Source organism: Micromonospora sp. NPDC002575 (genome assembly GCF_042889525.1).
GTDB lineage: Bacteria > Actinomycetota > Actinomycetes > Mycobacteriales > Micromonosporaceae > Micromonospora > Micromonospora carbonacea.
The window spans coordinates 345,628-361,040 of record NZ_JBIARA010000001.1; the positions used below are offsets into that span (position 1 = coordinate 345,628).

Annotated in this window: 13 protein-coding genes; 5 read left to right on the forward strand and 8 right to left on the reverse strand. The window is 76.4% G+C overall.

Annotation, left to right across the window (positions count from 1 at the left end):
* Window positions 1-40: 40 nt before the first annotated feature.
* Window positions 41-2,074: a hypothetical protein gene (locus ACFYWL_RS01620; RefSeq protein WP_386966703.1), complete on the reverse strand. Its 2,034-nt coding sequence runs from the start codon at window positions 2,072-2,074 to the stop codon at window positions 41-43.
* Between the two features lie 945 nt (window positions 2,075-3,019).
* Here ACFYWL_RS01620 and ACFYWL_RS01625 point away from each other — a divergent pair.
* From ACFYWL_RS01625 to ACFYWL_RS01640, 4 genes are all read left to right on the forward strand, one after another.
* Window positions 3,020-3,658: a TetR/AcrR family transcriptional regulator gene (locus tag ACFYWL_RS01625; RefSeq protein WP_074472473.1), complete on the forward strand. Its 639-nt coding sequence runs from the start codon at window positions 3,020-3,022 to the stop codon at window positions 3,656-3,658.
* Window positions 3,659-3,723: 65 nt separating this feature from the next.
* Window positions 3,724-3,951: a DUF3107 domain-containing protein gene (locus tag ACFYWL_RS01630; RefSeq protein WP_007073114.1), complete on the forward strand. Its 228-nt coding sequence runs from the start codon at window positions 3,724-3,726 to the stop codon at window positions 3,949-3,951.
* Between the two features lie 385 nt (window positions 3,952-4,336).
* Window positions 4,337-6,007 carry a DEAD/DEAH box helicase gene (locus tag ACFYWL_RS01635; RefSeq protein ID WP_386965841.1) on the forward strand — a complete coding sequence of 557 codons (1,671 nt, stop codon included), beginning with the start codon at window positions 4,337-4,339 and terminating at the stop codon, window positions 6,005-6,007.
* A 168-nt stretch (window positions 6,008-6,175) separates the two neighbouring features.
* Window positions 6,176-7,330, forward strand: a complete 1,155-nt coding sequence (locus tag ACFYWL_RS01640) for a class I SAM-dependent methyltransferase (RefSeq protein WP_386965843.1) — start codon at window positions 6,176-6,178, stop codon at window positions 7,328-7,330.
* A 76-nt stretch (window positions 7,331-7,406) separates the two neighbouring features.
* On the opposite strand, the gene ACFYWL_RS01645 is transcribed toward ACFYWL_RS01640, so the two are convergent.
* Entirely contained in the window at window positions 7,407-7,865 is a 459-nt protein-coding gene (locus tag ACFYWL_RS01645; RefSeq protein WP_386965845.1) for a hypothetical protein, read from the reverse strand.
* 274 nt (window positions 7,866-8,139) lie between these two features.
* Here ACFYWL_RS01645 and ACFYWL_RS01650 point away from each other — a divergent pair, with 274 nt between their 5' ends.
* Window positions 8,140-8,556: a helix-turn-helix transcriptional regulator gene (locus tag ACFYWL_RS01650; RefSeq protein ID WP_386965847.1), complete on the forward strand. Its 417-nt coding sequence runs from the start codon at window positions 8,140-8,142 to the stop codon at window positions 8,554-8,556.
* A gap of 83 nt (window positions 8,557-8,639) precedes the next feature.
* Here the strand turns inward: ACFYWL_RS01650 and ACFYWL_RS01655 are convergent, their stop codons facing one another.
* From ACFYWL_RS01655 to ACFYWL_RS01680, 6 genes are all read right to left on the reverse strand, one after another.
* On the reverse strand, window positions 8,640-9,596 hold the full coding sequence (locus ACFYWL_RS01655; protein WP_386965850.1) for a hypothetical protein: 957 nt from the start codon (window positions 9,594-9,596) through the stop codon (window positions 8,640-8,642).
* 156 nt (window positions 9,597-9,752) lie between these two features.
* Window positions 9,753-11,903 carry a DEAD/DEAH box helicase gene (locus tag ACFYWL_RS01660; RefSeq protein ID WP_386965852.1) on the reverse strand — a complete coding sequence of 717 codons (2,151 nt, stop codon included), beginning with the start codon at window positions 11,901-11,903 and terminating at the stop codon, window positions 9,753-9,755.
* Between the two features lie 38 nt (window positions 11,904-11,941).
* Window positions 11,942-13,057: a branched-chain amino acid ABC transporter permease gene (locus ACFYWL_RS01665; protein ID WP_386965854.1), complete on the reverse strand. Its 1,116-nt coding sequence runs from the start codon at window positions 13,055-13,057 to the stop codon at window positions 11,942-11,944.
* Window positions 13,054-13,944 carry a branched-chain amino acid ABC transporter permease gene (locus ACFYWL_RS01670; protein WP_386965857.1) on the reverse strand — a complete coding sequence of 297 codons (891 nt, stop codon included), beginning with the start codon at window positions 13,942-13,944 and terminating at the stop codon, window positions 13,054-13,056. The genes ACFYWL_RS01665 and ACFYWL_RS01670 overlap by 4 nt, the downstream gene beginning before the upstream one ends.
* Complete coding sequence (locus ACFYWL_RS01675; RefSeq protein WP_386965859.1) at window positions 13,941-14,672, reverse strand: ABC transporter ATP-binding protein; 732 nt, start codon at window positions 14,670-14,672, stop codon at window positions 13,941-13,943. Before ACFYWL_RS01675 ends, ACFYWL_RS01670 begins: the two co-directional genes overlap by 4 nt.
* Entirely contained in the window at window positions 14,669-15,412 is a 744-nt protein-coding gene (locus tag ACFYWL_RS01680; protein WP_386965861.1) for an ABC transporter ATP-binding protein, read from the reverse strand. The genes ACFYWL_RS01675 and ACFYWL_RS01680 overlap by 4 nt, the downstream gene beginning before the upstream one ends.
* Window position 15,413 lies beyond the last annotated feature (1 nt).

The window sequence follows — 15,413 nt, forward strand, 5'->3', positions numbered from 1 at the left end:
CCAAGTCTGCCCGCGCCGGCGGCGTCCCGCCTGCGGTCGATCAGGCCAGCAGCGCCTCAAGGCGTCGGTTGACGGCGGCCAGGGTGGCCCGGACGACGGCCTGCCGGGGATCGCCGGCCACCAGTGCCGAGCCGGCGAGCTGCTCGACCCAGCCGTCGCAGACCAGCAGCACCACCACCGTGGCCACCTCGCAGTTGCCGAACGGCACCACCGCCGCGTGCTCGACGAAGCACCGGCCCCGCTCGGGCTCCTGCTCGCCGCCGCGCAGCAGCCGGTCCACCGCCGCCGCGGCGGCCACGGCGCAGAGCCGCAGCACGTAGCCGTCCACGGCGGGCCCGGTCGCGTATCCGGACGCGGCCTCCCCGTCGGCGAGGAGCCGTACCTCGACGTTCGCGTCGAGGCCGAACGTGCTGACCTGGACGTGGTCGATCACCACGCGGGGCCCCGGCGCGCCGCCGGTGTCCAGCGGTCGCGAGGGCGCGGTCTCCGTCGTGGTCATCTGCCCACCGGAGTACGACGAGCCGAGCGTCGCCGGGCTGCCCGTCGCGAGGCCGGCGGGGGCGGCGCTGACCTGGCCCGGCTCCTCCACGGTGGCCCGGCCCCGGTGCGCGGTCGCCTGGCGGCGTCGGCGCGGCGGCTCCCCCGCCGGGTCGGCCCGGCGGTCGAGCCGGTGCGGCGGCGCGTCGGCGGGCGGGCGGCCCTCCGGCAGCCGGCCGGCCGCCCGGGGGTCGGCGGGCCGGGGGGCGGTGCCCCGCAGGTCGGGGCGCGCCTCGGCGGAGCGGCGGCGCACGGGCGGAGGCGGGGCGCTCGGCATCCCCGGGACGTCCTGCGGCGCGGCGGCCAGCCCCATCCGCTCCTGGAGCAGGCGGGCCACCTGGCGGCTCACCTCGGCGGGGTCGGCGCCGTCGGCGAGGTCGAGCCGCAGGCTGTGCGCGCCGGCCGGGGTGCGGCGCAGGGCCGCGTCCCGCACCCCGGCGACACCGCGAACGGCGTCGAGGATGGCGTTGACGTCGAACCCCTCGGGCCGCTCCTGCGGCGGGGCGGGCTCGTCGTCGCGACGAAGGTGGGTGGCGATGCGGGCGAGCTCCGGGGTCTCGGCGGGGGGCTCCACGGCTGGCGGCTCCGGCACGACGGGCACGTCCGGTTCGGCGGGGACGCGCTGCGGCAGCACCGCCGTGCGGTCCGGCTGCCGGCCCCCGTCGGCCGGGGCGGCCGGCGTCACCGGGTCGGGTGCGGATCGGCGGGCCGCGTACGGGGGTGCGCTCGTCGGGGCGGGCGCGGGCGGGGTGCGGACCAGCCGGCCGATCCCGCTCGTGGCGGGTGCGGCGGTCGGCCCGGCACTGGTGGCGGTCGGCGGTTGGCCGGGTGCGTCGGTGGCCGGGGCGTCCTCGGGGACCGGACGGAGCCGGAAGGGCCGGGCTGCGGCGGCCCGGACCTCGGCCGGGTCGACGGCTGCGGCGGCCGAGGTCTCGGGCCCGGCGGCGGGCGGGGCGGACGCCGGGTGGACGCCGGCCCAGGCGGGGCGCTCGGCCGGCTCCGAAGCGGGCCGGGCGGCCGGGTCGGGCCCGGGGCGGGGCAGCTCGTACGGCCGGACCGGCTCGGCCCGCACCGGCTGGTACGGCCGGGCCGGCTCGGCGCGCACCGGCTCGTACGGCCGGACCGGCTCGGCGGCGTAGGGGCGGCTCGGCTCCGGCGGGTGGCTCCGACCGGCCTGGGGGGCCCGGTCGTCGGCGGCCCGGCCCTCGCGCGGCGGCGGACCGGCCTGCTCGGCCTCCGCGCCGGCCGGGGCGGCCTGCTCGGCCTCCGCGCGGGCCCGCCGCCCGGCCAGCTCGTCGATGCCGGGGTGGCGGTCGGCGGCGTCCTCGTCGGCGCGCAAGCGACGCCCGGCCGACCCGTCGTCGCGGGACCGGCGGGCCGGCTCGTCGTCGTCGCGGGAGCGGCGACCGGCCGGCTCGCCCTGGTCGCGGGACCACGGCGGGGCCCAACCCCCGCCCCAGCTCGGGCGGTTCCAGTCGGGGCCGGCCCAGCCGGGCGGGGGAGGCCCGGCGCTCTCGTCGCGGCCCCGGGCCGCCACCTGGTCGGGCGCGTCGGGGTAGCCGCCGCGATCGGGCTCCCCGGGGTAACCGCCACGGCCCGGCTCGGCCGGATAGCCGCCACGGGCGGGCTCGGCCGGATAGCCGCGCGGATCGTCGGCCTCGGGCGGGTATCGGTGGGCCCAGTCGTAGGGCCCGCCGGCCGTCGCGCCCTGATCGGGGGCCCGGTCGGCGGGGAAGCCGCGCGGCGCGTCGAAGCCGGGGTCGGCCGGCGGGGCCTGGCCGGCGGGGGGCGCGGACGCCGGGACGCCGCCGTCCGGCCAGCGGCCCAGGCGAGGGGCCGGCTGGTCGTCGGAGGAGTGCCGGGCGGCGGGGTCGGTGTCGTCGCCGCGCGGCGGGCCCGCCGCCCGCTCCAGGGCGGGGGCCGGGCGCTGCGCGGGGACCGCCAGCCGGTCGTCGTCGGTCTCCCAGGGGGCGCCCTCGGCGAGCGGCGGCGCGCTGACCGGCGTCGGCCGGCCCGGGCGCGGCTCCTCCCCGGTGTGGCTCACGCCGTTGACGTGCGGGTGACCGTTGACCCGGGTGGCGGACTCGCCCCGGGTGGCCGGGCCGGGCAGGGGGGCCGGCAGGTCGCCGTGCCGCGGGGACGACGCGCCCCAGCCGGACGCCGGCTCGGTGCGGCCCCAGCCGGGCGCCGCCTCCCGCGCCGCGCCGTCGCCACTGGACCAGCCGGTCGCCGAGGGCGCCCACCCGCTGACGGAACGGGCGAGGTCGTCCTGCCGACCCGTGCCGTCGCCGTGCTCTCCCGGGGTGGCGGCACCGGGTTGCCCTGCTTCACTCACCGCGCGCTCCTTGGTCGCCCCCGCTGAGGCTACCGTGTGGTGACAGTGGCGATAAGTTACAGCGGCGGGCCAATTCCGCGCGGGGTCCGTCGACCCCGACCGGTTCGGGCGATATGCCGGCTCGTACGACCAGTTTCGGAGGTTCCCATGACGGCTGTGGGGAACGGTGCCCAGACCGCCGGCCGGCCCACGCGTTTGCCCCGCTCCGCGCGGCGCAAGCAGCTGCTCGCGGCGGCGCAGGAGGTGTTCGTCGCGCAGGGCTACCACGCCGCCGCGATGGACGACATCGCCGAACGGGCGGGGGTTTCCAAGCCGGTGCTCTATCAGCACTTCCCGGGCAAGATGGAGCTCTACCTGGCGCTGCTGGACACGCACTGTGACGCGATCGTGGCCAAGGTGCACGACGCGATGCGGGGCACCAACGACAACAAGGAGCGCGTCGGCGCGTCGGTCCGCGCGTACTTCGACTTCGTCGACCACGAGAGCGAGGCGTTCCGCCTGGTCTTCGAGTCCGACCTGCGCAACGACCCGGCCGTGCGGCAGCGGGTGGAGCGGGTGGAGCAGGGCTGCATCGCCGCGATAACCGACACGATCATCTCCGACACGGGGGTGAGCCGGGCGCACGCCGAGCTGCTCGCCTCCGGCCTGGTCGGCGCGGCGGAGACGGCTGCGCAGTTCTGGCTGGCCGGGGGCCGGCAGGTGCCGAAGGCCGAGGCCGAGGCGCTCGTGGCGGCGCTGTCCTGGCGGGGCATCGCCAGCTTCCCCCTGCAGGGTGAGTCAGCCTGAACATCCGGCCGTGAGATCGGATAGCCTTCCCACGGCGGCTTTTTCGCCCCAGTTGAGGAGGCACCGTGGAGGTCAAGATCGGCGTGCAGTACGCGCCGCGCGAGCTGGTTCTGGAGAGCGCGCAGTCGCCGGCCGAGATCGAGCAGATCGTGACTGACGCCTTCGCGAAGGACGAAGGGACGCTCTCCCTGACCGACGAGAAGGGCCGGCGGGTCATCGTGCCGGTCAACAAGGTCGCCTACGTCGAGATCGCCGAGGCGTCGCCCCGGGCGGTCGGTTTCACCGTTCGCTGATCTCCCCGTCGGAGACCGGCGGCCCAGAGGCGCTGGCCGGCCCGACCGCGCAGGTCGGCCGGCCGGACCTCCCCACCCACCCGAACGCGCCGCAACAGGGCGCAATCGGGTAGGGTCGAAGTGACCCAGGTCACAATCACCGACCCCGACCGTCGGGGCCCTGCGCTGAACAGGGACGACACCGGGGCGGCTCAGGTAGTATGGGGCAGTTGCCGTGGGCGCTGATCCGGCGAAGGGTCGATCCGACCCGAAGCCCTGCACCACGGCGCGCGTGCGGCCCGGTCCGGCTCGGCGATCTCCGCCCCCGACCGTGTGGCCCGCGCCACTACCGTCCGCGCCCTGAGGACCTGAGGGGCGCACCACGAGAGGGCACCCCCAAATCCATATGAGCGATCAGATCTTCGATCCGACAGCCGGCCAGGAGCTGGCCCCGAACGCCCCGGTCCGCCCGGAGGCACCCACCTTCGCCGAGCTCGGCGCCCGACCGGAGACCGTCGAGGCGTTGGCCGCGGCCGGCATCACCCGCGCCTTCGCCATCCAGGAGTACGCGATCCCGATCGCGCTGCGCGGGGTCGACATGATCGGCCAGGCGCCGACCGGCACCGGCAAGACCCTCGGGTTCGGCGTGCCGCTGCTGGAGCGCGTCTTCGCCCCGGCCGAGGGCGGCGACGGCGTGCCGCAGGCCCTCGTCGTCGTCCCCACCCGCGAGCTGGGCATCCAGGTCGCCAAGGACCTCGACGCCGCCGGGCGCACCCGGGGCGTCCGGGTGCTGCCGATCTACGGCGGCGTGGCGTACGAGCCGCAGATCGACGCGCTGCGCAAGGGCGTCGAGATCCTGGTGGGCACGCCGGGCCGGCTGATGGACCTGCAGAAGCAGAAGCACCTGCGCCTCGACCGGGTGCGCGCGCTGGTGCTCGACGAGGCCGACCGGATGCTCGACCTGGGCTTCCTCGACGACGTCGAGAAGATCCTGGCGATGCTGCCGGAGGACCGGCAGACGATGCTCTTCTCGGCCACCATGCCGGACCCGATCGTCACGCTGTCGCGGCGTTTCCTGCGCCAGCCGATGACGATCCACGCCGGGCACACCGCCGAGACCGGGCCGTCGCCGCAGACCGAGCAGCTCGTCTACCGCACCCACTCGATGAACAAGATCGAGATCGTGGCCCGCATCCTCCAGGCGGAGGGGCGCGGCCTCACCATGATCTTCACCCGCACCAAGCGGGCCGCCGACCGGGTGGCCGAGGACCTCGACTTCCGCGGGTTCGCCGTGGCCGCCGTCCATGGTGACCTGGGCCAGGGCGCGCGGGAGCGGGCGTTGCGCGCGTTCCGGGCCGGCAAGATCGACATCCTGGTCGCCACCGACGTGGCCGCTCGGGGCCTGGACGTCAGCGGCGTCACCCACGTCATCAACTACGACTGCCCCGAGGACCAGGACACCTACACCCACCGGATCGGCCGCACCGGCCGGGCCGGGGCCACGGGCGTCGCGGTGACCTTCGTCGACTGGGACGACATGCCCCGCTGGCGGATCATCGACAAGACGCTCGGGCTGGAGATGCCGGAGCCGCCGGAGACGTACCACACCTCGCCGCACCTCTACACCGACCTGGCCATCTCCCGCGACGTCACCGGCACGCTGCCGACGGCGGAGCGGACCCGGGCCGGGCTGTCGGCGGAGGTCGAGGAGGACCTCGGCGGCCGGTCCCGGCGCGGCGAGACCGGCGGCCGGGGCTCCCGGCGCGGCGAGCGGGGCGAACGGGGCGAGTCCCGTGGCCGCGGCGAGCGCCGCCGGGGCCGGCCCGACGGCGACGCCGCCGGTGGCCCGGCCGAGCAGGCCGCCGAGGGCGAGGCACGCACCCCGCGCCGCCGGCGTCGCCGCCGGGCCGGCGAGGTGGTGGCCGGCGAGCCGACCGTGGTGGTCTCCGCCGAGCCGTCCGACGCCGAGCCCGCCACGGCGGCGGCCGACGGCGATCCGGCCAAGCCCCGCCGCCGCCGACGCCGCCGGGGCGGCGGTTCCGGCCCGGGTACGCCCGCCGAGGCGACCGCCGACTGACCCACGCGCGACCGTCGACATCCCCCGCCCGGCCCGCCGGAGCGGGGGATGTCCCGTTGCGGCGTCGGTCGACCGGGCGGGGCGCGCCGGCACACCCGGCGTCCCGCCGGGAGATCGCCGCCCGCCGCCCGCCGCGCCGGGGAGATTCCCGGCGAGGAAGATGGAGAGATGCCCGAACCCCTGGACGCCGCCCTGACCGAGGTCCGGGCCCTGCTGCTCGACCCCGCGCTGACCCGGGCCGTCGCCGCCGGCCGCCGCAAGGGGCACCGGCCCTCGGTGGTCCGCGCCGAGCTGCGCCCCGTGGCCCTCAAGGCGGGCCCGAGGTTGCAGATCGCCACCTCCGACGGGGCCCGCCCGTACACCCGCAACCTCGCGCCCGGCGCGGAGGCCGGCGCGGCCGTGGACGCCCTGCTGGCCGAGCCGTTCGGCAACTGGCACGTGGAGACCACCGACGTGACGCTCCAGCTCCGGGTGACCAAGTCCGGCGAGGCGCAGGTGCACCGCGCCGCCGCTGCCCGGCCCGCCGCCGAAGCGGGCGGGCACGACCGGGCCAAGGAGTGGCTGCTCGACCCGGGCGACGCGATCTTCGCCGAGATCGGCGGTTCGGCGGCGAAGCGCCGGCAGGTGGACGCGTTCCTGCGGGCGCTGGCCGCGACCCTGCCGGACGACCTCACCGGTCCGCTGCGGGTGGTCGACCTGGGCTGCGGCAACGCGTACCTGACCTTCGCCGCGTACCGGTACCTCGCCCAGCGGGGGCTGGACGTGTGGCTGGTCGGCGTCGACGTGCGGGAGGACCAGCGACGCCGCAACACCGAGCTGGCCGGGCGGCTCGGCTGGGCGGACCGGGTGACCTTCGTGGCCGGCACGATCGCCGACGCGGTGGTCGACCCCGCGCCCGACCTGGTGCTGGCCCTGCACGCCTGCGACACCGCCACCGACGAGGCGCTGGCCCGGGCGGTGCGCTGGGACGCCCGCTGGGTGCTCGCCGCGCCGTGCTGCCACCACGACCTCGCCGCCCAGCTGCGGGCCCGGCCGGCGCCGGCCCCGTACGACCTGCTGACCCGGCAGGGCATCCTGCGCGAGCGCTTCGCGGACGTGCTGACCGACTCGCTGCGGGCCGCGCTGCTGCGGCTGCACGGGTACCGGACCGAGGTGGTCGAGTTCGTCGACTCCCGGCACACCCCGCGGAACCTGCTGATCCGGGCGCGCCGGGCGGGCGGGCCACCGGCGGCCGAGCAGCGGGCGGACTACCGGGCGCTGGTCGACCAGTGGCAGGTGACGCCGCGCCTGGAGACGCTGCTCGCCACGCCGCCGGCCGGTTGACCCGGTCCGGCCCGCCCTTGCTGCGGCCCCGGCCCGCGCCGGTCCGGCACCGGGTCCCGTTCTCGTGCCGGTCCGCTCAGCGGCGGCGGTCGCCGCTGCCGCCCCGGTCCCGCCCCGGGGCCCGCTCGTTGCCGGCGCTGCGGTCGAAGGCCGAGAACCGGTCGCCGCGCCCCCGGCCGCCGCGCCGCTCGTCCGGGGCCACCGTCGGGAACGGCACCACCTTGGCCGGGGTCTCCGCGTTGCCCGCGGCGGCGAAGGCGTTCCAGGAGATGTCGACCAGCAGCCGCTTGAGCTCGGCGTGTCGCACCGCCGCGTTGTGTTGCAGGGCCAGGCGTACGCCGAGCACCACGCCGGCCAGCGTCGTGGTGACCGCCCCCGTGGCGGCCAGGACGTGCGCCCCGGTCACCCGGTCGGCGTGGAACACCAGGACGAGGAGCCAGCCCCAGAAGCCGGCGGCGAAGACGCCGGCCTTGGCGACGAAGAAGAGACTCACCGCACCCGGACGATGCGGCACCGGACGGCTCGGTTCGGTCATGCTGCTCCTCATGGCGGTCGCGGCGGTCACGAACGGCGGGCGGACGAGCATCGAGCTTAGTTGACGTACGGCAATCACCCGCAGCGACCGATACGCTTCCCGTGGGAACGTTCCCACTCGGCGGGAAGGAACATGAGAGGTATTCGCAGGTAGCCACCCCGGTACGGCACCGATCGGGACGAAGGGGGCGAGCAAACGCTTGCTTCCGCCACCGGTGGTACTACCCTCAGGGGGCACCGCCCGGTGCTCCGGCCCGAAGGAAGACCGCGCAGGAATGGCTTCGCCAGAGGTTTCGCCGCAGATGGCGTTCGCGCGTTTCGTGCGACGCGCCATCGACGACGCCCGCGAGGAACGGGGCTGGACCGTCAGCGACCTGGCCTCGCACACCGGGGTCGGCCGGTCCACCGTCTTCCGCTGGCTCGCCGGCGACTGGCAGGACTACCCGGAGCTGGCGAAGGTGCGTGGCTTCTGCGCCGCGCTCGACCTGCCCGTGACGGCGGCCTTCCGGGCCCTCGGGCTGCCCGACTCCGGGCCCGTCCCCCGTCGACGCGGCGACGAGGGGCCGGTCGAGGCCGACGTGCGGGTCATCCTCCAACGGCTGGCCGACCCGGCCGTGCCGGCCGAGGAGAAGCACCACATCCGCGACCTGCTCCGCTACCTGGCCCGCCGCCCGGTCCGCCACGCCGGCTGAGCCGCCCCGCCGGCATGGCGAGCCGCCCCGCCGCCCGCGCCACCGGATCGCTCTGCCGCACCAACGGCGGCATGGCGGGCGGGTCAGGGCACCGTCAGGGTGAACTCGGCCGTCCGCACCACGCCGGCGACCTGGAAGTCGAGGTAGAGCCGGTAGCGGCCCGGGCCCGGCACGGTCACCTGGAAGCTCACCCCCGCCGTCGGCGGCCCCGCCTCCGGGTGCACGTGCAGGTAGCCCAGGTCGCCCTCGCGCAACGCCACCAGATGCCCGTACGCCCCCAGGTAGCGCTCCAGCGTGGGCACGCCGCCGTCGGCGGCGCGCACCTCGAACCGCAGCGGCCGGGTGACGCCGATCGTGGGCTCGCCGGACCAGCTCACCGCGAAGCCGTCCACGGTGGCGGTGCGGGACGCCGCCGGCAGCGGCCGGGGCGCGTACTCCCCCGGGACGGCCAGGTCGACGCCCAACGTCCGGGCGCTCTGCCCGCCGTCGTCGGTGACCAGCGTGAAGTCCGCGTACGCCCGCCAGACGCCCGCCTCGGGCAGGGTCAGCGGGACCGACCAGGTGCCGTCCGTGGCCATCGTCGGGTGCAGGTGCTGGTAGCCGGTGAGGTCGCGGCGCACCACGATCAGGTGCATCGGCTTGTCGTGCACGACCGCGAACCGGGTCACCGGCCGCCCCTGGGCGTCCCGGATCCGGAACCGGAACTCGCCGGCCCGCCCGGCGGCAAGGTCGGCGCCCAGCGGGGTCAGCGTCCAGCCGCCGGAGCTGACCGTGAGGCCGCCGACGCCCGTCGGGTCGCCCCCGTCGGCGGTGCCGCCGTGGTCGTGCGCACCGGTGCCCGGCGCGTGCGTGTGGTCCGCGCCGGCCGGGGTCGGCGCGTAGCTGCCGGCCGCCGGGGACGGGTTGAGCCGACCGAGGCCGAACCCGAGCAGGACCGCGAGCACCAGCCCGCCGACGACCAGCGCGAGCCGCAGCGTGCCCCGGTCGACCAGCACCCCGGGCTGCTGCGGCTCCCCGCCGTCGGGAAGCTGCTCGGTCATGGGGCCACCGTACCGCCGGGCCCCGCCCGACCTGGTCAGCGACCGCGCGGCGTGGCACTGGTCGCAATCCGCAATGCCGGGGAACTTTTGTTTGCAGGGGCCCCCTGTACAACAGAATGCGTTAACAGGGGACCCCTCCTTGCACCCTTGCACCCGTCAGCCGGCGACGGCCAGCGCCAGGGGGAGCACGTCGGGTGCGCCGGAGCGGCGCAGCAGCCGGGCTGCCATCGTCAGCGTCCAGCCCGTGTCGACCAGGTCGTCAACGAGCAGCACCGGCCCGTCCAGCCCGGCGAGCGTGTCCGCCAGCCCGTCCGGCAGGGCGAAGGCGTCGTGCAGCGCGCGTACCCGCTGGGCGCTGTTGCCGCGCGGGCCGTCCGGGCCGGCGGGCCCGGCGGGCGTCACCCGGCCGAGCAGCGGCAGCCGGCCCACCGCGGCGATCCGCTCCGCGAGCGAGCCGACCAGCTCCGGCCGCCGCCGGGAACCGACCACGACCACGCCGACGGGGCGGCGCGGCCACGGGTCGTCGCCGTGCGCCCACGCCTTGAGCACCTCGACGACCGCGCCGGCCACGTCGTCGGGGACAGGCCGGTCCGCCGCGCCGGGGCCGACCAGCTCCCGCAGCCGGCCGCCCCAGCCCAGGTCCGACAGCCGCCCCACGGCCCGCCCCGGGAGCGCCTGCTCCGCCGGTGGGATCCGGCCCTTCAGGGGTACGCCCACCGCGTCCAGCCCCGTCGGCCACAGCTTCTTCGGCGCGATGTCGACGCCGGGGCGGCCGAGGAACCCCTGGGCCGCGCCCAGCGCCGGCGGCGACACGTCGGCGGTGAACAGCGGGCCCGCGCACCGGTCGCACCGGCCGCAGTCGCCGGCCCCGGCGTCGTCGAGGCACTCCCGCAGGTAGCGCAGCCGGCAGCCGGGCGTCGTCGCGTACTCGCGCATGGCCCGCTGCTCGGCGGTGCGCGCCTGGGCGACGCGGCGCAACCGGGCCTCGTCGTAGACCCAGGGCTCGCCCGTGGCGAGCCAGCCGCCGCGCACCCGGCGGACCGCGCCGTCGACGTCGAGCACCTTGAGCATCAGTTCGAGGCGGGCCCGGCGCAGGTCGACGATCGGTTCGAGGGCCTGGGTGGACAGCGGCCGGTCGGTGTGCAGGGCGGCCAGCACGGCGCGCACCTGCTCCTCGGGCGGGAACGCCAGCGAGGCGAAGTAGCGCCAGATGGCCGCGTCCTCCGCGCCGGGCAGCAGCAGCACCTCGGCGTGCTCGACGGCGCGGCCGGCGCGGCCGACCTGCTGGTAGTAGGCGATCGGCGACGGTGGCGCGCCGAGGTGCACCACGAAGCCGAGGTCGGGCTTGTCGAAGCCCATGCCCAGCGCGCTCGTCGCCACCAGCGCCTTGATCTTGTTGTCGAGCAGGTCCTGCTCGGCGGCCCGCCGGTCGGCGTCCTCGGCCTGCCCCGTGTAGGAGGCGACCGGGTAGCCCCGGGAGCGCAGGAACTCGGCGGTCTCCCCGGCCGCCGCCACGGTCAGCGTGTAGACGATCCCGGAGCCGGGCAGCCGGTCCAGGTGGTCGGCGAGCCAGCCGAGCCGGTGCGCGGGGCTGGGCAGGTCGAGCACACCCAGGCGCAGGGACTCCCGGTCCAGGGTGCCGCGCAGCACCAGCGCGTCGCCCAGCTGCTCGGCGACGTCGGCGGTGACGCGGGCGTTCGCGGTGGCCGTGGTCGCGAGCACGGGCGTACGCTCCGGCAGGTTGGCCAGGAACGTGCGCAGCCGGCGGTAGTCGGGGCGGAAGTCGTGCCCCCAGTCGGAGACGCAGTGCGCCTCGTCGACGACAAGCAGCCCGGTGGTCGCGGCCAGCTGAGGCAGCACCGCGTCCCGGAAGTCGGGGTTGTTGAGCCGCTCGGGGCTGATCAGCAGCACGTCCACCGCGCCGTCGCGGATCTCGGCGGTGATCGCGTCCCACTCGTCGAGGTTGGCCGAGTTGATGGTGCGGGCGCGGATGCCGGCGCGGGCGGCGGCCTCGACCTGGTTGCGCATCAGCGCCAGCAGCGGCGACACGATCACCGTCGGCCCGGCGGCGGTGGCTCCCGCGCCGGCGGGCGACGGCTGCCCGTCGCGGTCGCGCAGCAGGGCGGTGGCCACGAAGTAGACGGCCGACTTGCCCCACCCGGTGCGCTGCACGCAGAGCACCCGACGCCGGTCGACCACCAGCGCCTCGATGGCCCGCCACTGGTCCTCCCGCAGCCGGGCGTGGTCGCCGGCCAGCCGACGCAGCACCGCCTCGGCCCGCTCCCGCACCCGTCCCTGCTGATCCACCCCCCATTCCTACCAGCCCCGGACCCCCACCCTGTCGATCAAGGGGTGCGGCGGGCGGGAAGGTGGCGGGTCAGCGGGGCGAGGCGGGAGCGGAGGCTGGCCAGGCCGCCGGGGAAGAAGTAGACGGCCAGGATGAACACCGTGCCCAGGACGAACAGCGGCTGGCTCAGGGGGCGGCTCAGGAACGCCGGCAGCGACTCCACCGCGTCGCTGCTGCCGAACGCGGTGAGCCGGTGGTCCAGGTACATGTAGCCGACGCCGCCGAGCACCGGACCCCAGCGGGTGCCGGGGCCGCCGAGCACCACCATCACCAGCAGCGACAGGGTCAGCTCGCTGGAGGTGACGTGCGGCGACGCGCCGCCGACGATCAGGCAGTAGACGACTCCCCCGCCCGCCGCGAGCCCGCCGGCCAGGGTGAACGCGACCAGCTTGAACCGGTACGGGTCGAGCCCGAGCACCCCGATCCGCCGCTCGTCGTCACGCAGGCCGGCGAGCACCCGCCCGGTCGGCGAGCCGGAGACCCGGTGCACGACGAGGACCACGATCGCGAGGTACGCCAGCGCCAGCCAGTACAGGTTGACGGTGTTGGCCACCCCGACCAGCCCGGCGGGCAGCCCGGAGACGTCCAGCGGCAGCCCCTCCTCGCCGCCGGTCAGCCCGCCGAAGTCCCGGGCCACCAGGATCGCCCCGACCTGCGCGAAGGCGAGGGTGACCATGGCGAACGCGATCCCGGCCGTCCGCAGCGCCACCGCGCCGAGCAGCCCGGCCAGCACCGTACCGCCGGTGATGGTGAGCAACGCGGCCTGCCACAGCGGCAGCCCGGCCCGGGTGACGAGGATGTCGGTGCCGTACACGCCGGCGGCGAAGTAGAGGGCGTGCCCGAAGGAGAGCATCCCGGTGCGGCCGAACAGCAGGTCGTAGCCGGCGGCGAGGCCGCCGAAGACGAGGCAGACGGCGAGCAGTTGCAGGGTGCCGGGCGAGTTCAGCGGCCCCTCGAAGATCCCGGGCAGCTCCAGCGTCGAGTACGGCAGGACCGCCGCCACGGCCAGCGCCACCAGCGGCAGGTACGGCCGCAGCCCGTGCCAGCCCCGCCGGCGCGGGGTCAGCTCGTCCGGCACCCGCGCCGGGGGCGCCTCGACCACCGAGTCGGTCATGCGTGAGCCACCTTTCCGGCGATGCCCTGCGGGCGCAGCAGCAGCACCACGGCCAGCAGCGCGACGACGCACAGGTCGCCGACGCCGGACGCGCCGTAGTAGTTGACGAACTGTTGCAGCAGGCCGACGGCGACGGCCGCGTACGCGGAGCCGACGACGGAGCCCATGCCGCCGATCACCACCACGATGAACGCGAAGATCAGCAGGGAGCCGCCCTGGCCGGGCGAGACGGTGCCGAAGTAGACGCCGCCCAGCGCGCCGGCCAGCGCGGCGGCGGCCCCGCCGATGGCGAAGACCAGGGTGAACGCCTTGCGCACGTCGATGCCCAGCGCGGTGACCATCTCCCGGTTCTCCACGCCGGCCCGGATGATCAGCCCGTACCGGGTCCAGCGCAGGAACGCCAGCAGCGCGCCCAGCACCGCCGCGGCGGCGACGATCAGCAGCAGCCCGCCGTTGGGCACCTGCGCGCCGAGGAGCTGCGTGACCTGCCGGGTCCACTGCGGGCGGGGGAACGGCCGGGCGTCCGCGCCCCAGGTGGCCTGGAGCAGCGCCACCCCGGCCAGCGACAGGCCGACGGTGACGAGCACCTGCTCGATGGTGCGCGAGTACAGCGGCCGGATCAGCACCAGCTCGACGAGCACCGCGACGAGGGTGCCGGCGGCCACCCCGAAGGCGACGGCGAGTACGAAGCCGAGCCCTTCGCCGCCGGCGCCGGGCAGGTTGCCGGCCGCCCACCACGTCCCGTACGCGCCGACGCCGAGGAACAGCCCGTGGGCGAAGTTGAGCACGTCGGCGAGGCCGAAGACCAGCGACAACCCGGACGCGACGAGGAAGTACAGCGCCGCCAGGCCGAGCCCGGTCAGCGTCAGCAGCACGATCGTGTTCACGCGCGTACCTCGCCCGAGCCCACGCCCAGCAGCGAGCGGGTCAGCTCCGCCGAGCCCAGCAGCTCGCCCGCGCCGCCGGCCCAGGCGACCCGCCCGGCGGAGAGCACCACCGCGTCGGTGGCGAGCCGGCGCACCACGGCGAGGTTCTGCTCGACCAGCAGCACCGGCACCGTCTCCGCGACCCGTTCCAGCACCTCGGCCACCTCGGTCACCACCTTCGGCGCCAACCCCTTGGTCGGCTCGTCGACCAGCAGCAGCCGGTTGTCGTTGAGCAGCACCCGGCCGATCGCGAGCATCTGCTGCTGCCCGCCGGAGAGCGAGCCGGCCCGTTGCCGTCCGCGCCGGTCCAGCTCGGGAAAGAGCGCGAAGACCCGGTCGTACGCCGGGGTGGCGCCCCGCCGCTCGGCGAGCCGCAGGTTCTCGGCGACGGTGAGCCCGGCGAACACGTCGCGGTCCTCCGGCACGTAGCCGAGCCCGGCGCGGACGAGCAGGTGGGTGGGGCGGCCGAGCAGGTCCCGCCCGCCCATCCGCACGGTGCCGCGCGCCTCGCCGCCCCGGGGCGTGAGGCCCAGGACGGCGCGCAGGGTGGTGGTCTTGCCGACGCCGTTGCGCCCGAGCAGCACGGTCACGCCGGTCGGCGCGACGGTGAACGACACCCCCTGGAGGATGTGCAGCCCGGCGATGCGCACCGACAGGTCCGCGACGGTCAGCACCGGTTCGCCCGTCACAGCGCCTCCCCCAGGTACGCCTCCTGGACGGTGGCGTCGGCCATCACGGTCTGCGGGGTGTCGCAGGCCAGCAGCGCGCCGTGGTGCATCACGGCGATCCGGTCGGCCAGTTCGAGGATCACGTCCATGTGGTGTTCCACCATGAGCACGGACCGGCCGCTGTCGCCGGTCAGCGACCGGATCACCGCGACCAGCTCGGGCACGTCCTCGGCGCTGACGCCGGCCATCGGCTCGTCGAGCAGCATCACCCGGGGCTCCCCGGCGAGCAGCAGGGCGATCTCCAGCTTGCGCTTCTCGCCGTGGGCGAGGGTGCCGGCGAGCGCCGTGCCCCGGTGGCGCAGGCCGACGCGGTCGAGCGCCGCGTCGGCGGCGGCGGTTACCCCCCGGTCGGCCGCCGCCCGCCGCCACAGCTTCATCGAGCCACCCCGGTGCGCCTGTACGGCGAGCCGCACGTTCTCCCGCACGGTGAGCGAGCCGAACACCGACGACGACTGGAAGGTACGCCCCAGCCCGAGCCGGGCCCGCCGGTGCGGCGGGAGGGCGGTGACGTCCTCGCCGTCGAGCAGCACCTGGCCGCCGGTCGGCGGGCGCAGGCCGGTGATCAGGTTGAACAGGGAGGTCTTGCCGGCGCCGTTCGGCCCGATCACGCCGAGGAACTCGCCGGGCGCCAGGTCGAGGTGCACGCCGTCGACGATGGCGACCTCACCGATCCGCCAGGTCAGAGCGCGGGTGGCGAGCACG